The organism is Paraeggerthella sp. (assembly GCF_048427265.1).
GTDB classification, from domain to species: Bacteria; Actinomycetota; Coriobacteriia; order Coriobacteriales; family Eggerthellaceae; genus Paraeggerthella; species Paraeggerthella hominis.
Map to the genome: position 1 here is coordinate 1 of NZ_DBFOSR010000032.1, position 20,107 is coordinate 20,107.

17 protein-coding genes are annotated in these 20,107 nt (G+C 64.5%); all 17 read left to right on the top strand.

Going from position 1 to position 20,107, the window contains the following annotated elements:
- Window positions 1–2,565: AfsR/SARP family transcriptional regulator (locus tag ACMNI9_RS03350; RefSeq protein WP_418830865.1), on the top strand; the 2,565-nt coding region annotated here is incomplete at its 5' end.
- A gap of 203 nt (window positions 2,566–2,768) precedes the next feature.
- Window positions 2,769–5,585 (top strand): preprotein translocase subunit SecA, encoded by a 2,817-nt coding sequence (secA, locus tag ACMNI9_RS03355; protein WP_114567586.1) that lies wholly within the window; start codon window positions 2,769–2,771, stop codon window positions 5,583–5,585.
- Window positions 5,586–5,589: 4 nt separating this feature from the next.
- Complete coding sequence (prfB, locus tag ACMNI9_RS03360; protein WP_114567585.1) at window positions 5,590–6,684, top strand: peptide chain release factor 2; 1,095 nt, start codon at window positions 5,590–5,592, stop codon at window positions 6,682–6,684.
- A 14-nt stretch (window positions 6,685–6,698) separates the two neighbouring features.
- The gene (locus tag ACMNI9_RS03365; RefSeq protein ID WP_114567584.1) at window positions 6,699–7,538 is read left to right on the top strand and encodes a transketolase; all 840 of its coding nucleotides are present in this window, start codon (window positions 6,699–6,701) and stop codon (window positions 7,536–7,538) included.
- Entirely contained in the window at window positions 7,531–8,496 is a 966-nt protein-coding gene (locus tag ACMNI9_RS03370; protein WP_418830867.1) for a transketolase family protein, read from the top strand. The genes ACMNI9_RS03365 and ACMNI9_RS03370 overlap by 8 nt, the downstream gene beginning before the upstream one ends.
- A 208-nt stretch (window positions 8,497–8,704) precedes the next feature.
- Complete coding sequence (ftsE, locus tag ACMNI9_RS03375) at window positions 8,705–9,394, top strand: cell division ATP-binding protein FtsE (RefSeq protein WP_211328403.1); 690 nt, start codon at window positions 8,705–8,707, stop codon at window positions 9,392–9,394.
- Window positions 9,387–10,295 carry a permease-like cell division protein FtsX gene (gene ftsX / locus ACMNI9_RS03380; protein ID WP_216529667.1) on the top strand — a complete coding sequence of 303 codons (909 nt, stop codon included), beginning with the start codon at window positions 9,387–9,389 and terminating at the stop codon, window positions 10,293–10,295. The genes ftsE and ftsX overlap by 8 nt, the downstream gene beginning before the upstream one ends.
- Before the next feature lie 18 nt (window positions 10,296–10,313).
- Window positions 10,314–11,594 carry a S41 family peptidase gene (locus ACMNI9_RS03385; protein WP_418830868.1) on the top strand — a complete coding sequence of 427 codons (1,281 nt, stop codon included), beginning with the start codon at window positions 10,314–10,316 and terminating at the stop codon, window positions 11,592–11,594.
- Between the two features lie 4 nt (window positions 11,595–11,598).
- A complete protein-coding gene (locus ACMNI9_RS03390; RefSeq protein WP_418830869.1) occupies window positions 11,599–13,680 on the top strand; it encodes a ribonuclease R family protein in 2,082 nt (693 codons plus the stop codon).
- 17 nt (window positions 13,681–13,697) lie between these two features.
- A complete protein-coding gene (locus ACMNI9_RS03395) occupies window positions 13,698–14,504 on the top strand; it encodes a hypothetical protein (RefSeq protein WP_418830870.1) in 807 nt (268 codons plus the stop codon).
- A gap of 73 nt (window positions 14,505–14,577) precedes the next feature.
- The gene (locus ACMNI9_RS03400) at window positions 14,578–15,093 is read left to right on the top strand and encodes a MarR family winged helix-turn-helix transcriptional regulator (protein WP_231088289.1); all 516 of its coding nucleotides are present in this window, start codon (window positions 14,578–14,580) and stop codon (window positions 15,091–15,093) included.
- A 117-nt stretch (window positions 15,094–15,210) separates the two neighbouring features.
- Window positions 15,211–15,432 carry an acyl carrier protein gene (locus tag ACMNI9_RS03405; protein ID WP_114567577.1) on the top strand — a complete coding sequence of 74 codons (222 nt, stop codon included), beginning with the start codon at window positions 15,211–15,213 and terminating at the stop codon, window positions 15,430–15,432.
- 72 nt (window positions 15,433–15,504) lie between these two features.
- A complete protein-coding gene (locus tag ACMNI9_RS03410) occupies window positions 15,505–16,476 on the top strand; it encodes a nitronate monooxygenase (protein ID WP_114567576.1) in 972 nt (323 codons plus the stop codon).
- 10 nt (window positions 16,477–16,486) lie between these two features.
- Window positions 16,487–17,500: an ACP S-malonyltransferase gene (locus ACMNI9_RS03415; RefSeq protein WP_418830871.1), complete on the top strand. Its 1,014-nt coding sequence runs from the start codon at window positions 16,487–16,489 to the stop codon at window positions 17,498–17,500.
- A complete protein-coding gene (gene fabG, locus ACMNI9_RS03420; protein ID WP_114567575.1) occupies window positions 17,497–18,261 on the top strand; it encodes a 3-oxoacyl-[acyl-carrier-protein] reductase in 765 nt (254 codons plus the stop codon). The genes ACMNI9_RS03415 and fabG overlap by 4 nt, the downstream gene beginning before the upstream one ends.
- The gene (gene fabF, locus ACMNI9_RS03425; RefSeq protein WP_418830873.1) at window positions 18,258–19,565 is read left to right on the top strand and encodes a beta-ketoacyl-ACP synthase II; all 1,308 of its coding nucleotides are present in this window, start codon (window positions 18,258–18,260) and stop codon (window positions 19,563–19,565) included. Before fabG ends, fabF begins: the two co-directional genes overlap by 4 nt.
- Window positions 19,566–19,645: 80 nt before the next feature.
- Complete coding sequence (fabZ, locus tag ACMNI9_RS03430; protein ID WP_216529660.1) at window positions 19,646–20,095, top strand: 3-hydroxyacyl-ACP dehydratase FabZ; 450 nt, start codon at window positions 19,646–19,648, stop codon at window positions 20,093–20,095.
- Window positions 20,096–20,107: the final 12 nt, after the last annotated feature.

Sequence of the window (20,107 nt, forward strand, 5' to 3'; positions counted from 1 at the left end):
CGTCCGCAGCGATTCGTCTCGGCCCGCCACTACCGGCGCCCCGACCTCATTGCGAAGTTGCTGAGGGAGCGCCATGTTCCCCGGTTCATCGTTGCGCCCGAGGGATTCGGCAAATCGTTCGTAGCGCTGGAGTACGCGGAAACGGTTTTCCGGTTCGAGCACGTGTTTTGGATCGACGCGAAAAGCCCGTGCTTTTTGCGCGATCTCGATGACGGGCGCATTGCCAAGACGCTTTCTTCGGAAGACCGCGCTCCGTTCTTGGCCGTTGTCGAGGACGTGCCCTCGCTGGACCCCCAGCGCGTCGAGTTGCTGTCTCGTGAGGTGGACGCGCTGATCGACCGTGGCTGCGAGGTTCTGGTCACCTGCCTGCCCATGCGCGATGCCTTCCATGGGCAGCGGGACCGCCTCAAGCTGGGGGCCGCGGACTTGCTGTTGACCGATGCCGAGCTTGATGCTTTGCGCACGGCTGCCGAGCGCGAGGCCGAACCCGCCGCCCTCATGCCGACGGCTCGTCGCATCGCGACGCTTGTGTGGGGGACGCCCGACGATCGCGCAGCGTTTCTTGCGTCGGTTGCGAAAGAGGAGCTTCCCGCCGATTTGATGCTCCCCTTGTTTTCGATGCTGTGCCTGCAAAACGGCGCGCTTGCCGACCTTGCGGCGTTCGGTTCCTGCGAGGACGATTCGATTGCGATTTTGTCGGAGCAGTATCCTTACCTGGGAATCGATTGTAGGAAAGAACGCTTCGACGCCGCCTCTTTTTCGATGGACGAGCTGTCGGAGGCGTTTTCGCCGACATTGCCCGGCCTTGCGGAGAGGTCGGTGTTTTCCGACGCCGATGCGCTCGCGACGCACATTGCGGACGCGTTGCTGAAGCGCGAGCAGCTTGCGCGTGCGTGCGATGCGGCTCGCTTGCTGGCATCGCGCAAGGCGCGCGCGGTATGGTTGGCAAGCCGGGGCCGCGAGCTTTCCGACGGGGCCTGCCTGGTCCCCGCGTGCGACGTGTACCGCTCGCTCGGCGGGGAGAAAGCCGGTCTGGCCTGCTTCCTCGACGCCGCGGAGGCCGCGCGGCGCGCCTTGTTGGGGGATCGCGACTCAGCCTGCGCCGTTGCGCGACGGGTGAGCGGGTCTTCTGCCGCCGCGGTCGGATTGCGAGCCGCCGCGGCGCTCGTCTTGGGCCGATGCGCCGAAGAAGGGGAGCGCCGCCGCGCTATTCGCCTGGCCTCGTCGCTGGCCCTTGCTCCCGAAGCCGCGCGCGAGGATGACGGGTTTTTGCCGGATACGGACGGACGGTCTCTTGCGGCGGCAGCTGCCGTGCAGGACGCGCTTGAGACGTCGTGCACGGAAGGAGCGAAAGCGTGGTTGGCCTGGTACGAAGGCGGCGTTCGCGGGCGCATGATGGCCTATGCTGCAGCTTGGGTGCTCTCTTGCGCGGAACTTGAAGCGCGCGCCGGGCGATCGCGGGCCGAGGCCTTGCCCTCGGAACCGGTCGACCAGGTGGCTGTCGTGGTGCGAGCGCGCGTTTCGACGCTTGCGCAGGACGCATTGCGGCTTTTCGACGGAATGGCGGGCGCGGGGCTCGAGCGCGCATGCGAAAGCGGAGCGGTGTCGGTGCCTTCCCTTGACGCGCGCTCGTCTTTGGCCGTGCGCCGCGTCGAGATGGCCCTGTTCTCCCAGCGCGCGGATCATGAGCGCATCGAGCGAGAGCGCGCCGAGCGCCGCTTCGTGTTCTCGGCCACCCATCCCGATGCGCTCAGCAGCCAGTCTTGCATGCCCGCGCCGTCTGCGGCCATCGGGGCGGCGCCGAGGCTCACGGTGAATCTGTTCGGCGGCTTGGACGTGCGCATAGGGGGCAAGCGGGTCGACGATGCGCTGTTCAGGAGGCAGAAGGTCAAAACGTTGCTGGCTCTTCTCGTGCTCAACCGGGGGCGCGAATTCTCGCGCGACAAACTGGTTTCGCTGCTGTGGCCGGAAAGCCCGCTGGAAGCGGCGCGCAAGAATTTCTACGGGGTTTGGAGCCTTTTGCGGCGTGCGCTCAAAACGCCGGACGGCACCTGTCCGTACCTGATTCGGCAGCAACGTGGACTGCGCCTTGATGCCGACCTGCTGGACAGCGACGTTGTTCAGTTGGACGACGTGTGCAACAAGCTGTTGTTCGAACAGCCGGGATACGGGGGGTGGGCATACTTGTTTTCGCAGGTGAACGACAGGTTCTCAGACGACATCCTTCCCAGCGAGAATAACAATGACGCCCTTGTGGGCAGGCGGGCCGAATGTCGCGACAAGCTGGTGGACGCCTTGGTGGCGGCTTCGACGCGGCTGGTGGGAGCGGGCGAAGTGCGCGAGGGGCTGTGGTTCGCCCGGGCTGCGCTGCAGCGCGACGGCGGGCGGGAGGATGCGTACGTGGCGCTCATGGAGGCCCAGCTGGGGGCGGGGCAGCGCAGCGCGGCGCTCGAGACGTACTTCGCATGCCGCCGCTACTTGGTGAACGAACTGGGCATCGATCCGTCCATCGAGACCACGCGCCTGTACCGCAGTATCATCGAGAGCGAAGAGGAGCTTGAATGACCGGCCGTCGACCGCAGGGGAAAACGCTGTTTCCGCAGCCCCGCGCGTTGTCGCCCGCATCGGGGCCGGCGGTGCGAAAATGCTGTTGAGATTATTGACCGGCCGATGGCGGCGGGTTCGTTATGTTAGAGTGGTTCGTGCTGTATTCAAACGTTCGACCGCGCGACCGGCGCAGTTCCGGCCGCGAAAAGGATGGCGCATACATGGCTGGATTCCTATCCAAGCTGCTAACGCTCGGTGAGGGCAAGCAGATGAAGAATTACGAGGCGACCGTAGCCAAGGTCAACGCCCTCGAGACCCAGATGCAGGCGAAGACCGACGAAGAGCTGCGCGCGCTTACCGCCGCTTTCCGCGAGCGCGCTCAAGGAGGAGAAGACCTCAAGAGCCTGCTGCCCGAGGCGTTCGCCACCGTGCGCGAAGCGTCCGTGCGCACGTTGGGCCTGCGGCATTTCGACGTGCAGTTGATCGGCGGCATGGCCTTGAATGACGGCCAGATCGCCGAGATGAAAACCGGCGAGGGCAAGACCCTCGTTTCCACGTTGGCCGGCTACTTGAACGCCCTTTCGGGCAACAACGTGCACGTGGTCACCGTGAACGACTACCTGGCCCGGCGCGACAGCGAGTGGATGGGGCAGGTGTACCGCTTCCTCGGCATGGAGGTGGGCCTCATCCAAAACGGCATGCGCCCGGACAAGAAGAAGCCCGCGTACTTGGCTGACGTCACGTACGGCACGAACAGCGAGTTCGGCTTCGACTACCTGCGCGACAACATGGTGACCCGTGCGGAGGCTCGCGTGCAGCGCGGGCATCATTTCGCCATCGTCGACGAGGTGGACTCCATTCTCATCGACGAGGCGCGAACCCCGCTCATCATCTCCGGCGCGGGCACGCAGGCGGCCGAAACGTACAACAAGTTCGCCCGCGTCATGGCCGGCCTTCGCCTTGACGAGGACTTCGAGATGGACGAGGCGAAGAAGACCATCAACGCCACGGAGAGCGGCCTTGAGAGAATCGAGGCCATGCTGGGGATCGACGACATCTACGCCGACCCGTCCGGGCAGCTTCCGAACCACCTCCAGCAAGCCTTGAAGGCCCAGTTCCTGTTCCATCGCGACGTGGATTACGTGGTGGTGAACGGGGAAGTGAAGATCGTCGACGAGTTCACGGGCCGCATCATGGAGGGACGGCGCTATTCCGAGGGCCTGCATCAGGCGCTCGAGGCGAAAGAGCGCGTCCTCGTGCGCGAGGAGAACCAGACGCTGGCCACCATCACGCTGCAGAACTACTTCCGCCTGTACGAGAAACTGTCCGGCATGACCGGTACGGCCATGACCGAGGACGCCGAGTTCCGCGAGATCTACAAGCTGCCCGTCGTGGCCATTCCGCCGAACCGCCCGGTTGCTCGAAAGGACGAGAACGACCTGATCTACCGCACGGTGGAGGCGAAGTTCAACGCCGTGGCCGACGACGTTGCCGAGCGCAACGCGAACGGTCAGCCCTGCCTTATCGGCACGGTGTCCATCGAAAGCTCCGAGAAGCTGTCGCGCCTGCTGGACAAGCGCGGCATCGCGCACGAGACCCTGAACGCGAAGAACCACGAGCGCGAAGCCCATATCATCGCGCAGGCGGGCCGCGTAGGCGCCGTGACCATTGCCACGAACATGGCGGGTCGCGGTACCGACATCCTTTTGGGCGGCAATCCCGACGTGATGGCCGACGACGTTCTGCGCGCGCGGGGCTTCGACCCCGAGCTGGACGCCGATGCCGAGGTGGAAGAGGGCAAGCCGCCCGCGCCTACCGCCGAGCAGCGAGCGGATGCGCTCGCCGAGGCCAAGCGGGTTTGCGCCGAAGAGCACGACGCCGTGATCGCTGCGGGCGGCCTGACCGTCATCGGCACCGAGCGCCACGAGTCCCGGCGTATCGACAACCAGCTGCGCGGCCGCGCCGGCCGTCAGGGCGATCCGGGCGTGACGCAGTTCTACCTGTCGCTCGAAGACGACCTCATGCGCCTGTTCGGCGGCAACCGCATGGACTCCATCGGGCGCATGATGGAGAAGACCGACATGCCCGACGACATGCCCATTCAAGCCGGCATGGTGTCGAAGGCCATCGAGGGCGCGCAGCGCCAGGTGGAGAGCATGCACTTCGCCGCTCGTAAGAACGTGCTTGAGTACGATGACGTCATGAACCTGCAGCGCGCGGCCATTTACGGAGAGCGCAACGCCATCTTGGACGGCAAGGACATGGACGAGCGCATTCCCCAGATCGTGAGCGACGCGGCGGAGGCCGCGGTGCAGGAGAACTGCCCCGCCAAGGCTCCCAGCGACGACTGGGACAGCAAGGCCGTGGAGGCGTGGGCCGCCAACATGACGGGCCGCGACGACTTCCGCGTAAGCGAAGTCGACCACGACGACGATCCGGCGGTTCTGGCCGAAGGCTTGACGGACTACCTCGAGCGCGTGTACGACGAGAAGTCCGAGCAGTTGGGCGAGTCGGTCATGAAGATGCTCGAGAGCCAGGTCATGCTGCGTATCATCGATACGCGCTGGATGGCCCATCTGCAGGAGATGGATTACCTGAAGGCCGGTATCGGCTTGCGCGCGTTCGGTCAGCGCGACCCCCTGGTCGAGTACAAGAACGAAGCGTACAACGCCTTCCAAAGCCTGACGGCGGGCATGTACGAAGACTACCTGCGCACGCTCTTGCGTCTTCAGGTGGCCGTGAAGCAAGACCAGCCCGAACTGGCCGAGGAAAAAAGCCCGCTTGACGGCAAGGTGAGCTATTCGTCGCCCGAGCAGGTGCTCGAGGAAACGGGCGTCGCAGCGGCGCGCAGGCAGGCTGCGGCTTCTGGAGCTCCGGCTGCCGACGGCCAGCCGGCAAGGCCTCCCAAGCCTGCGGCGGCCAAGCCGCAAACCTACGTCAAGGACAAGGACGATCCCTTCGCCGACGTAGGACGCAACGACCCGTGCCCGTGCGGCTCGGGCCTTAAGTACAAGAAGTGCCACGGTAAGAATCTGTAGGAACATGGCTGATAGAGACTTGAAAGACTTAGAGCAGGTGGCCCGTCGCGTGGAAGACGCGCGCGGGTACCTGCACATCGAAGACAAAACGGCGGAGCTCGAAAAGCTCGATGCCGAGATCGCGTCGCCGGGCTTTTGGGACGACGCGTCCCATGCCCAAAGCGTGTCGAAGCAGGCCAGCGTGCTGCGCGACACGATCGGCGAGTACGACGAAGCGGCGGCCCTTCTAGAGGACGCGCGCGCCGCGTTCGAGCTGGCCGCGGAAGACGAGCTGTTCGCCGACGAGGCCCAATCCGCGCTCGACGCGCTCGACGGCATGCTGGACAAGCTGGAGATCAGCTCGTGGTTCTCCGAGCGCTTCGACGGGGGAGACGCCATTTTGACGGTGAACCCCGGGTCGGGCGGCTTGGAAGCCCAGGACTGGACCGAGATGCTGTATCGCATGTACGCCCGCTACGCCGAGGGCAAAGGGTGGAAGGTCACCGTGCTCGACGTGGTTCCGGGCGAGGGCATCGGACTGGACAAGGCCACCATCCAGGTGGAGGGCCGCAACGCTTTCGGCATGCTGAAAAGCGAAAACGGCGTGCATCGTCTGGTGCGCATCAGCCCAACCGATGACAAGAAGCGCCGACACACCACGTTTGCCGGCGTGGAGGTGCTTCCGGTGCTTCCCGACGACATCGAGGTGGATCTCAATCCTTCCGACGTGCGCGTGGACGTGTACCGATCGAGCGGCCCGGGCGGTCAGTGCGTCAACACCACCGACTCGGCCGTGCGCCTCACGCACGTGCCCACCGGCATCGTGGTCACGTGCCAGAACGAGAAATCCCAGCTGCAGAACAAGGAAGCCGCGTTTCGCGTGCTGAAGGCGAAGCTTTACGAGCGCGAAGAGCAGAAGCGGGCTCAGGAGCTGGCCGAACTGCGCGGCGAGCGCATGGACTCCACGTTCGGCAGCCAGATTCGCAATTACGTGCTGTATCCCTATCAAATGGTTAAAGACGTCCGCAGCGGCATCGAGACCGGCAACGTGGACGCGGTCCTCGACGGCGATCTGGACGAGTTCGTGGTGGGCTATCACCGTTGGAGAGTGTCCCAATAATGAAAGGAACAGGAATGACCGAGCTTGAACGGCGGGCGAACGAGATGCGCAAGGACATCGTGCGCATGATCGCGGAAGCGGGCAGTGGGCACCCGGGCGGGTCGCTCTCGTGCGCCGACATCCTATGCGCGCTGTACTTTGGAGGCGTCCTCGAGCACGACTCCCAGAATCCCGACGACGAAGCGCGCGATCGCTTCATCCTGGCGAAAGGCCATGCTGCGCCGGCGCTCTACGCCGTGCTCGCGCATGCGGGCTACTTCCCGCGCGAGGAGCTGCTGACGCTGCGCAAGCTGGGGGGCCGTTTGCAGGGCCATCCCGATTCCAGCTTGGTTCCCGGCGTTGAGGTGTCCACCGGCTCGCTCGGCCAGGGGCTGTCCGTTGCGGCGGGCGCTGCCGCCGGCTTGAAGCTTGACGGGAAGGACCAGACGGTGTTCGCGCTTCTCGGCGACGGCGAGTGCCAGGAGGGCCAGGTATGGGAAGCCGCCATGTTCGCGGCTCACCGCAATCTGGACAACCTGGTGGCCATCGTGGACCGCAACTGCCTGCAGATTGACGGCGACACGGCCGACGTGTGCGATCCGGGCGATCTGGTGGCGAAGTTCCAGGCGTTCGGTTGGGACGCGCGCGAGGTCGACGGACACGACATCGACGCTCTCGTCGAAGCGCTTTCGGCTGCGAAGGCAGATCGTCAGGGCAAGCCCCATGCGTTCATCGCTCGCACGGTGAAGGGCAAGGGCGTGTCGTTCATGGAGCATCAAGCGGGTTGGCACGGCAAGGCGCCGTCGCCCGAGCAGACCGAGGCCGCGCTGGCCGACTTGGCGGCGCTGGAGGAGAAGGAGGCCTGCCGTGGTTAAGCTGGCAGACGAAACGCAGTCCCAGGTCAAGCGCGCAACGCGCGCAGCGTACGGAGCGACGCTTGAAGAGCTTGCCGGCGAGGGCTTGCCGGTTGTTGCCGTGGACGCCGACCTGACGGGTTCGACCACCACCAAGAAGCTGGCCGACGCTGGCTTTGAGGATCGCCTGTTCAACTGCGGCATCGCCGAGCAGAACATGGTCGACGTGGCGGCGGGCCTGGCCATCACGGGGCACGTGGCCTACACGGGCTCGTTCGCCGTGTTCGGCACGGGCCGCGCTTACGACCAGATCCGCAACACCGTGTGCTACAGCAAGCTGGACGTGAAGATCGCCCCCACGCATGCGGGCATTTCCGTCGGACCCGACGGCGGCAGCCACCAGATGCTCGAGGACGTCTCGCTCATGCGCGGGCTTCCCAACATGCGCGTGCTGGTGCCGGCCGACTATGCGGCGGCGCGCGCCGCGATCCGCCTGGCCGCGACCACGCCCGGCCCGGTCTACGTGCGCATGGGCCGCGCGTCCGTCCCCGCCGTCTACGCCGACGGCGTAGAGCTTGAGCTGGGTCGCGCCTACGTGCTGCGCGAAGGATCCGACGCCACCATCGTGGCGTGCGGCGTCGAGGTCGAGCAGACGCTCAAGGCGGCGGACATACTCGCTGAAGAGGGCGTTCAGGTCGAGGTCATCGATGCGTTCAGCGTCAAGCCCCTCGACGAGGAGACCGTCGTGGCGTCCGCGGCGAAGACGGGCCGCGTGGTGGTGGCCGAGGAGCACAGCGTCTACGGTGGCTTGGGATCGGCTGTCGCGGAGGTGCTTGCGCGCACGAATCCGACGCCGGTCGAGTTCGTGGGCATGCGCGATCAGTTCGGCAAATCGGGCGAGTTCGAGGAGCTTCTTGACTACTTCAACCTGGGTTCGCGGGCGATTGTCGAAGCTGTGAAGAAGGTTATGGCCCGATAGCGGTTCTGCTAGAATCAGGCCGTCTCAGTACATCACTATTTGAACGGAGCATTCTGTGACGAACGACATCAGCCAAGGGGTTCCGCCGCGCCCGCAGCGGCGCGGCGGTGCCCATGCGGCGCCGGTGCGGCAAACTGCGTCGCAGCTGTCCGCGTCGCTGCCGGTGCTGGAAGTCGATGACATTCCCCAGCAAACGGGCACCCCGGTCATCACGTTCGACCATGTGACGAAGGTGTACCCCGCGCAGCCGAACAAGCCGGCTCTCAACGATATCTCCCTGCAGATCTACGCGGGCGAGTTCATCTTCTTGGTAGGCCATTCCGGTTCGGGCAAGTCGACCTTCATCCGCATGCTCATTCGCGAGGTGAAGCCCACGCAGGGTCATATCTACGTGGCTGACGAGGACCTGTCCACCATGCGCAACTGGCGTGTGCCGTACTTGCGCCGCAACATCGGATGCGTGTTCCAGGACTTCAAGCTCCTGCCGAACAAGACCGTGTTCGAGAACGTTGCGTTCGCCCTTGAGGTAATCGGCAAGAGCCGTCACGTCATCAAAACGCAGGTCCCCGAGGTTTTGCGCCTGGTGGGCCTGCAGGACAAGCTCAACAAGCGCCCCGATCAGCTTTCCGGCGGCGAGCAGCAGCGCGTGTCCATCGCGCGCGCCATCGTGAACCGCCCGCCGCTGCTCATCTGCGACGAGCCCACGGGAAACCTGGACCCGCAGACCTCGCGCGGCATCATGGACCTGCTTGAGCGCATCAACCGTACGGGCACCACGGTGCTCGTTGCCACGCACGACCGCGAAATGGTCGACAACATGCGTCGTCGCGTTATCGCGCTCGACCGCGGCAACCTGACCCGCGACCAGGATAGGGGGGTGTACGGTTTCGATGTCTAGTTTCTTCTACTTCTTGCGCGAGTCGCTCACCGGCTTCACGCGTAACCTTTCAACGGCACTGGGCTCCATCGTCACCATCTTCCTGTCGCTTCTGATCATCGGCATTTTCTTCGTTGCCGGCCTTGTGGTCGAAAACGTGGTTTCGTCGGTCGAGAACGAGGTGTCCATCACGGCGTATGTGGCCGACGACGCTCCCGAAGCCGACATCCAGAGCGTTTCGAGCTACGTCAAGGGTCTTGAGGGCGTGGCCTCGGTTGGGTTCACGACGAAAGACCAGGCGCTCGAGAAATTCCGCTCTACGTCGAGCTCCGACATCATCGACACGCTCGACGGGCAGAACCCCTTGCCGGCTTCGATCGACATCGAGCTGTCCGACCCGCAGTTGGTCGAGCAGGTTGCCTCGTCGCTGCTGGGCAATACGACGTACCAGAAGATCAGCGAGGATCCCAGCGATCCTGCCGATTCCGTCAAGTACGGCGAGAAGACGGTCGAGCGGCTGTTCGCTCTGACCAACTACGTGCGCTACGTGGGCATAGCCCTGGTTGGCTTGCTCGTGTTCATCGCGCTCGTGTTCATCAACAACACCATTCGCCTTGCCATTCTTGCCCGTCGCAAGGAGATTGCCATCATGCGCTTGGTGGGTGCGTCGAACGGCTTCATCCGCGGGCCCTTCCTCATGGAAGGCGCGCTGCACGCTATCATCGGCTCGCTTTTGGCGGTCGGGTGCTTGGAGCTGCTTCGCAACTTCGCGTTGCCGCGCCTGCAAAGCGCGCTCATGTTCTTGAACTTCGACATCTCCTTGAACATGTTCCTGCTCATCTATGCGGTGCTGATCGTTTCCGGCCTGTTCATCGGCTTGGTCGGCTCTGCATTGGCTATGCGTCGCTACCTCAAGGTGTAGCGTTTCGCGTGGAAGGTCATGGCGAAGCATACTGACAGTTCGAAGATTGCCGCGTCCGCGCGTAAAGCGCGGGCGCGCAACGTGCGCCTTATCAAGGCGTTCTCTTTCTTTGCCGTAGTGTGCCTGGCGTTTGTCGGCGGCTTTTTCGTGCGCGGCGAAATTCCCTTGCTGGAGTCCTTGGGGATGGGCGGGCTTCCCGGAGATTCCCAAACCTCGTTGAGAAGCGACTCGTCGCGCGACGCGTACGGATCGTTGGGCGCGCGCGTCGGCGAAGTGGAGGACATCCTCAAAAACGACAGCTTGGACTCCTACGATCTTGATACGGCAACCTCGAACGTGCTCGAGGCGTTCGCCAAGACCACGCAGGATCCGTACCTGCGCTACTACGATGCGAACCGCTATGCCGCGCTTATGAAGGACAGCGCGGGAAGCTATGCGGGCATCGGCGTGCTGTTCTCGGAATACAACGGGCGCGCCTACGCCGTGGACGTGTTCGAGGGTTCCGCTGCTCAGGCCGCCGACGTGCGCCAAGGCGATTTCGTCGTGGCCATCGACGGCGATCGCGATCATGACTGGACCACCACGGAAGTGGCTGCGGCCCTGCGTCGCGACGAAGGGGAGGACGCCGTCATAACCTGGCGGCGGGCCGCGTCCCTTGAAGACGAAGGCGGCGAGGAATTCACTACCACGCTTTCGTGCTCGAGCTACACCGTGAAAAACGTCGTCACCGAGCTTTCGGGTTCCGTGGGCTACATCCAGCTCAAGCAGGTTACCCAGAACGCGTCCAGCTTGGTGAGCAGCGCGATTTCCGATCTGGAATCGCAAGGGGCGCTTTCGTTCGTCCTGGACATCCGCGACAATCCCGGCGGCTTCTTGACTCAGTCGGTGGACGTGGCCAGCTTGTTCGTGAAGAGCGGCACCGTGGTCAAGATCCAGACGAAGGAAGCCGAGGAAACCACGAAGAACGCGAACGGCACCATTGCGACCGACAAGCCCCTTGTGGTGCTGGTCAATGGGAACACGGCGGCTTCCGCCGAGGTGCTGGCCGCCGCGCTCAAAGACAACCAGCGTGCTACGCTCGTGGGATCGACCACCCTCGGGAAGGGTTCGGTCCAGGTCACGCGCGACCTCAGCTTTGGCGGAGCGCTTCGCTACACCGCCGCGTACTACAAGAGCCCGCTCGGCCACAACATCGACCAGGTGGGCGTGGTGCCCGACATCGCGATGGGTCTGTCCGAAGGGGTCGATAATCAAAAGGCGCTTGCCATCGAAACCGCTCAGTCGCTTGTGAGGGAGTAGAGCCGTGGCTCGTTCCCGTTCGCATACGCGGCGCGCACCCCGCGCTCATCCTCGAGGCGTCCTGATGGTTCGCGCGGGCGGCTTCGGCTTCGTGCAGACCGCTGAGGGCGAGTTCTTTGTGCCGGAGTCGAAGATGGCGGGCGCGTTCGACGGCGATCTGGTGGAGCTGGCCCCTCTCCCCGCGCCGAAGGGCGGTGGAAAGCAGCCGCACGAGCGGCACGGATCCCCTGCGACGGAGAAGCCGGCTGCGCGCGTGCTGCGCGTGATCGACCGCGCGCACGATACGCTGGTGGGCCGCTACGAGGTAGCCGAACCTTTCGGCGTCGTGGTTCCGGAGGATACGCGCATCCCCTACGACATTTTCACGATGCGCTCAGAATACCCTGGTATCGAGGACGGCTCGCTTGTCCGCGTGCGCATCTCCACGTTTCCCTCCCGTAACACGGCGGCGACGGGGGTTATCGAAGAAGTGCTCGGCAAGGCCGACGAGGAGGCCGCGGCGATAGATTTGGTGATCGCGCGGCACAAGCTCGAGACAACGTTTTCCGAAGGCGCGCTTTCGGAGGCGCGCGCTGCGACGGTCGACGAGGATGCCGCGCTGGCCGAAGGGTACCGCGATCTGCGCGAGCGCTTCACGTTCACCATCGACCCTGCGGATGCGCGCGACTTCGATGATGCGATCTCCTTGGATCCTGTCGTTTTGACGAACGGCGAAATCGTGCTGAGCCAACCGGCGCGCCGGGAGGAAGCTCCTCGCGGCATGCGGTTCGTGGACGGGCGCGGGGCGGAGGCCGTACGCTGGCGGTTGGGCGTGCATATCGCGGACGTTTCGCATTACGTGCCGTGGAACTCGTCGCTTGACCTGGATGCGCGGCGCCGCGCAACAAGCGTGTACCTGGTCGATCGGGTGATTCCGATGCTGCCGGAGGAGCTGTCGGGCGATCTGTGCTCGCTGCGCCCGAACGAAGTGCGGCGCTCGATGACGGTCGATCTGTACCTCGACGACGATGCGCGGTTGGTTTCGTACGATCTGTACCCCGCCCTTATTCGCTCGAACGCGCGCTTGTCGTACGACGAGGCGCAGGACATGCTCGACGCCCAGACCGAAGCCGATGACCAGCTTGCCTGGCGCCTTGCCCGTCTTTCGCTCATTGCGCGCAGGCGCTCGGCGGCGCGCGAAGCGGCGGGAGGGCTGGACTTCGACACGGTGGAAGCACGCGTGCGCCTCGATCGGGAGGGGCATCCCGTTGCCATAGACCTCAGGCGCAAGACCGACGCGACCTCGCTGATCGAAGAGGCGATGATCTTCGCGAACGAAACAGTGGCTCGCCACTTGGAGGACGCTCGGTTCCCGAGCTTGTTTCGCGTGCACGAGCAGCCGTCGTCCGACAGCCTGGCAGCTCTGATCCCGGTGTTTCAGGAGTTCTCGTGGTTCGACCTGGTCGATCAGGACAAGCTGGTGGCGGGCGATCCCCGGGTGCTGCAGCAGGTTCTTCAGGCCAGTGCTTCCCGCGCGGAAGGGGAGCTGGTCTCGTCGCTGCTGCTTCGTTCCATGAAGCGGGCGGTTTACCGGCCCGCGTGCGAGCCCCACTACGGGCTTGCCAGCAGCGCGTACGCGCATTTCACGTCCCCTATCAGGCGCTATCCTGATCTGGTGGTGCATCGCATGCTGAAGGCGCAGCTGACGAAGCGGTCGGAGCGATTCGATCAGGAGGTTGCGGCGCTTCCCTGGATAGCCGAGCATTCCTCGGATATGGAGCGTGTGGCCGAGAAGGCGGCGCGCGAATCCCAGGAAATCAAAATCATCGAGTACTTGCAGGCGTTCGTGGGCCAGTCGTTTTCCGCCGTGGTGTCGGGCGTGGCCACGTACGGGCTGTACGTGCGGTTGGACAACACCGCCGAAGGTTTGGTGCCCGTGAGGAACCTGGGGCCTGAGTACTTCGCGTTCGATCCGGTTCAGCATCGCCTGACCGGCCAGGATACGGGCGCAGCCTATCGCTTGGGGCAGCGCCTTGCCGTGGTTTTGACGTCCGCCGACCCGCGCGCCAGGCGGTTGGATTTCCGCCCCGTTCAACAGGGGCGGTAGCCGGGGCTATGGGGCGCATGAGGGAGACGGCGCAAGCTATGGCGTGCCAGATGCACAGCAACAAGAGAACGTTCGCCGTGTACGTGGTGCTGCGCTTGATCGTGGTCGCGTGCGCGGCCTCTGCGCTCGTTTTCGGCAATTACGAGGCGTTCTTCCTCTGCCTTCTCACGCTGGTGCTGTTCTTGGTACCCGCGTTCGTTGAAGTGAACTTCAGCATCACCATCCCCGAAACGCTCGAAGTGATCATCGTGCTGTTCATTTTCGCTGCCGAGATCTTGGGCGAGCTTCTGCATTTCTATACCATCTTCCCGTTTTGGGATACGCTTCTGCATACGTTCAACGGGTTTCTAGCTGCTGCGATCGGGCTTGCCCTCGTGTCCATCCTCAATCGATCGGACCGCATCGCCTTCTCGCTCTCGCCGTTTTTCTGCGTGGTGGTGGCGTTTTGCTTCTCGATGACCATCGGCGTGCTTTGGGAGTTCTTCGAATTCGGCATGGATCGGGTGTTCGGCCTGGACATGCAAAAGGATGCGGTGGTCACCAGCATCGCGAGCGCGCTCTTGGATCCCACGGGATCGCAGCACCCTGTGCGCATAGACGGGATAGAAGAGGTTGTCGTGAACGGTCAGGAGCTTGGGGTAGGGGGCTACCTTGATATCGGGCTTATGGACACGATGGAGGATCTGTTCGTGAACCTGATCGGCGCGATCGTGTTCTCGGTTATCGGGTACCGCTACCTCAAAAGCAAGGGTTCGGGATCCATCGTCAAAAGGCTTGTTCCGTGGCCGAGTTCGTCCGGCGGTCGCCGAGGCTCCGATTGCTGATCGAGTATTCGCTTTGATGATCAAAGCGAATACGGTATGATGCGGGCATCGACGGCGCGGGAAGGGGACGGCTATGGAAACGGCACATGGATCGAGCGACCTTGATCGATCTTTTTCGAGCAGGCCTCGGGCAGGGGCCGACGATGCCGTGCGCGCACGTCGGCAAGAGATCGACGACCTGCTGTCGGGCACGTTCAACTCCATCCTGCGCATCGAAGAGCGATCTTTGGACAATCGTCTGACGCAGGGGCTCACCATTACCGAAGTGCACACCATCGTGGCCGTGGGCCTTCACGAGCGCAGCCCGATGAACGTGGTTGCCGCGCGCCTAGGCGTGACGCTGGCAACGCTGACCACGGCCGTTAACAAGCTGGTCAAGAAGGGTTTCGTCGAGCGCGAGCGCGCGGAGGACGACCGGCGCAAAGTACTGGTCTCGCTTACAAAAAAGGGCCGTCAGGTGCTGCGCGCCCATAACCTGTTCCATCATCAGATGATCGACGAGGCGCTAGCCGATCTGAGCGAGGAAGAAGAGCGCGTGTTCGCCGTTGCTCTCGCGAAAGTCAAGGCATTCTTCGACGCGCAGGAGTAGCGCGCAGAAATCGTGGAGGGGCCGACAAGGCACTTGCAATCGAGGCGAAGTCTCCCTATCATCGTCTATGCCTAAATACTTTGATTATCAAACTAATTTGGAAGCGGAAGGATCAACATGGCTACGATCGACATCGTGAAGGACGTACTTGTGGAAAATCTCGACCTGGATGCCAACGGCATCGTCGAAGACGCCACGCTCGATTCGCTGGGCATCGACTCGCTTGACATGGTCGAGCTCATTTGCGATCTCGAGGAGAAGTGCGACGTCGAGTTCGGCGAGCCGGAGGGCATCGAAACGGTGGGCCAGCTGGTCGCTCATATCGATTCCTTGAAGTAGAGGGGCTGAAGACGCGGGCCTTCGGGGCCCGCTTTTGGCATGACGAGCTAGTTCGAGAAAGAGGATCGGAGCATGAGAACGCGGGTAGCGGACACGTTGGGCATCGAGGTGCCCATCATCCAAGGAGCGATGGCTCGCATCGCCGACGCGAATCTGGCCGCAGCGGTCAGCGAAGCGGGGGGCTTGGGCATCATCGCATGCGGCGGCGCGCCGCTGTCGTGGATCGAGGAGCAGGTGGGCATCGCCCGCTCGAAAACCAACAAGCCTATCGGCGCGAACGTCATGCTCATGGATCCGAACGCTGCGGAGGTCGCCAAGCTTTTGACGGAGCTTGAAGTGGACGTTATCACCACGGGCGCGGGCAGCCCGGCGAACTACATGGATCTGTGGAAGGGCGCCGGCATCAAGGTGGTTCCCGTGATCGCCTCGAGCGCGCTCGCCGTGCGCATGGAGCGCCTGGGAGCCGACGCCGTGGTGGCCGAGGGCACGGAAGCGGGCGGCCATATCGGCGAGCTTGCCACGATGGCTCTCGTCCCGGCGGTATGCGATGCCGTTTCGATCCCCGTGATCGCGGCGGGAGGCATAGCCGACGGACGCGGGCTTGTTGCCGCGTTCGCCCTTGGGGCCGAAGGGGTGCAGGTGGGCACGCGCTTCTTGACCGTGGACGAGTGCTGCATCGCCGATGCCTACAAGGACAAGGTCATCGCTGCGAAAGATTCCGACACCATAGTCACGGGCCGCGGCAGCGGGCATCCCGTTCGCTGCCTGAAGAACAAGTTCGCGCGCACCGTGCGCAAGCTGGAAGGCGACGCTGCTGCGCACGGCGACGAGCTGGAGGCGATGTACGTGGGTTCGCTCAGGCGCGCCGTCGAGGGAGACGTGGACAACGGGACCATGATGGCGGGGCAGTCGGCTGCGCTCGTGAGCGAGCGCAGGACGGCAGCGGACGTGGTTGCTTCGATGATCGCCGAGGCGCAGGCTCTCGGCGGACTCGATCTTGAGGCGCTGGCGCAGCTGAACGCTCGGCGCGCACGCGTTCGGTAAGGGGTGCGCCGTGGCTGACACGCAATTCGCGGAAGGACTGCGCACCGGCGCGCCTTCGGTTCCGCGCATGCTTCCCGGGCGTCCCGTGTTCATGCTCTCGGGCCAGGGTTCGCAAAAGCCCGGCATGGGGGAGAGCCTGCTCGATCTTCCCGAAGTGGCCGAGGTGTTCTCCTGCGCGTCCGACGTGCTGGGCTACAACGTAGCCGATCTGGTTTCGAATGCAAGCGCCGATCAGCTCAACGACACGCGCTACGCCCAGCCGGCGCTGTGCGCGCTGTCGATCGGCGCGGCGCGTGCGCTCGAAGCCCGCGGCGCGGAGCCGATCGCCGTGCTGGGCTTCTCGCTGGGCCAGGTGAGCGCGCTCGCCGTGTCAGGCATGCTGTCGGACGAGGCAACCTTCGCGTTCGTGCGCGAGCGGTCCCGCCTCATGGCTGAGGCGGCTGCCGCGCAACCGGGCGCCATGAGCGCTTTGCTCAAGGCCGACGAGGAGAGCGTGCGCGCGCTGTGCGCGGAATGCGCGCAGGGCGGCGTTCTGGTTCCGGCAAACTACAACTGCCCTGGCCAGATCGTTGTTTCCGGAACGCCGGAGGCTATCGAGCGCATCGAGGCCGCATGGGCCGACCAAGGCGGGCGTTTCTCGCGGTTGGCTACGTCCGGGGGGTTCCACAGCCCTTTGATGGCCGACGCCGCAGTCGAGCTCGCGCGGTACCTGGACGGCGTGGAGTTTGCCGAGCCTCGCGTGCCGCTCATCTGCAACCTGTCCGCTGCGCCCCTGGATACAGCGCGTGCGCGGACGCGTCTGGTCGAGCACTTGACCGGTCCCGTTCGCTTTCAGCAAAGCATCGAGGCGCTTGCAGCCGCCGGTGCGGACACGTTCGTCGAGGCGGGTTACGGCGGCGTGCTGGCGAACCTGGTGAAGCGCATCGATCGGAGCTTCACGCGTTGCTGCGTACAGGATCGAACGAGCCTTGAAGCGTGCGCGGCAACGTGCTGCGCCTCCGATTCCGAAGAGGAGACACTGTGACCAACCAACCCGAAACCCTGCGCCGAAGCGCGGTCGTTACCGGATCGAGCCGCGGAATCGGCCGTGCGGTGGCCGAAGAACTGGCGTGCGCCGGCTTCGACGTATGCGTGAACTGCTCGAGCGAACGCGGGCTTGCCGCAGCTCAGGAGCTGGCCGATGGTTTGGCCGACGAGTACGGCGTGCGCGCCGTTGCGGTGGCGGCGAACGTTGCCGATGCCGATCAGGCGCAGGGATTGATCGAGGCTGCCTATGAAGCGTTCGGGCGCGTGGACGTGCTGGTGAACAATGCGGGCATCACGCGCGACGGATTGCTGGTGCGCATGAAGGAGGAGGACTTCGATGCGGTTATCGATGTGAACCTCAAGGGTACGTTCAACTGCTGCAAAGCGGCGGCCCAGCGCATGATGAAGCAGCGCTACGGTCGCATCGTGAACCTGTCGAGCGTGGTGGGCGTGGCCGGAAACGCGGGTCAGGCGAACTACGCGGCTTCCAAGGCGGGGGTTATCGGCCTGACGAAATCGCTCGCGCGCGAGCTGGCCGCCCGCAACGTCACGGCGAACGCGGTCGCTCCGGGCTTCATATCCACGGACATGACCGACGAGCTGTCGGACAAGCAGCGCGACGCGGTTCTGGCACGCATCGCATCGGGACGCTTCGGCGAGCCGAAGGACGTTGCCGCGCTCGTTCGATTTTTGGCGAGCGAGGAGGCCGGTTACGTGACCGGGCAAGTTATCTGCATCGATGGAGGTATGTCGCTATGAGCAAGAACGCGAATTCGGGTGCCCAGGATATCGCCACGCGCCGTCCCGACGGCACGCATCGCGTGGTCATCACCGGCATGGGCGCGGTGTCTCCTGCCGGTGTCGGCGTAGAGGCGCTTTGGAGTGCGGTCATGGGCCGCGCTTGCTGCATAGGCCCGATCGCGCGTTTCGATGCGACCGACCATGACGTGAGCATCGCTGCCGAGGTGCGCGATTTCGACGCGACCGAGCACGGCCTTTCCAAGAAGGAGGCGCGCCGTTTCGAGCGGTTCGTGCAGTACGCCATCGTCGCATCCGACGAGGCCATGGCTCAGGCGGGGCTCGATATGGAAGCGGAGGACGCCACGCGCATCGCGTGCGTGTTCGGAACGGGCATCGGCGGCATCGACGAGCTGCAAAGCGGGTTCTCCACGTTGGCCGAGAAGGGCCCCAAGCGCGTGAGCCCGCTGTTCATCCCCACGATGATCGGCAACATCGCCGCTGGCAACCTGTCCATTCGCTACGGTTTGCAGGGCGAGTGCCTGAACGTGGTGACCGCTTGCGCAACGGGGGCCCATTGCATCGGCACGGCCGTGCGCGACATCAGGCACGGCTACATCGACGCGGCGCTTGCCGGAGGCTCGGAAGAGTCCGTGTCTCCCATCTGCTTGGCTGGGTTCGCGAACCTGGGCGCGCTTTCGAAGTCGTCCGATCCTTGCGAGGCGTCGCTGCCCTTCGACGCGCGCCGAGCAGGCTTCGTGGCGGGCGAGGGTGCGGGCGCGGTGGTTCTGGAGTCGCTCGAGCATGCGCTCGGGCGCGGGGCAACCGTGCTGGCCGAGGTCGTCGGCTTCGGCTCGACGGGCGATGCATACCACATGACCGCTCCCGAGCCGAGCGGCGACGGCGTGGCGCGCGCGATGCTGCAGGCGCTTTCGGAAGGGGGCTTCACGCCTGCCGACCTGGGGCATTTGAATGCGCACGGGACGGGTACGCCCGCAAACGACGCGACCGAGTCCAAGGCGCTTGCCGCCGTGTGCGGCGAAGAGCTCGCTCGTACGGTGCCGGTCACTTCCGTGAAGGGCACGACGGGCCATACGCTGGGGGCCGCGGGTGCGATCGAGGCTATCGTGTGCGCCCTGTCCGTGGCCAACGACTGCGTTCCTCCCACGGCCGGGTTCGCCGAAGCCGATCCTGCGTGCCCGGTGAACGTGGTGGTGGAGGCGAAGACGAACTACCCTCAGAAGGTGGCGCTTTCGAACTCGCTGGGCTTCGGCGGCCACAACGCCTCGCTGGCCATCTCGCCGTACCGGACCCCGCTGGCCTGACGGCCGTCGGAGCGCGAGACGCCTTGGCGTCTCGCGCGGGCGCATGGCGCGCAAAGCGCGCGCCGTTGAAAGGAGAACCTATGGATATCGAGTATCCCTGCGGCAAGGACGTCGTCGAGGCGGTGCTGCCGCACCGCGACCCGTTTTGCTGGGTAAGCCGAGTGACCTCCTGCAAGCCGGGCGTCGAAGTGACGGCCGAGTTTGACGTCGATCCCGGCTTAGCGCTGTTCGCGGGCCATTTCCCAGGGCACCCGGTGCTGCCGGGCGTCATCATCATGGAGGCGCTTGCCCAGGCCGCCTCGTTCTGCGTGCTCGTAGAGCGCGGGGCCGAGGGGTCGATCGGGTTTTTGACGGGCATCGACAACGCGAAGTTTCGCCGTCAGGTGGAGCCGGGCGACACGCTCGTCTTGAAGGGCCGCATCGTGAAATCCTCGTCTCGCTTGTGCGTGGCGGAGGTCGAGGCGAGCGTCGACGGCCAGGTGTGCGCGACGGCGACGCAGAAGTATGTGCTGGCAAAGGCCGAGGCGTAGCGCGCGACAGCG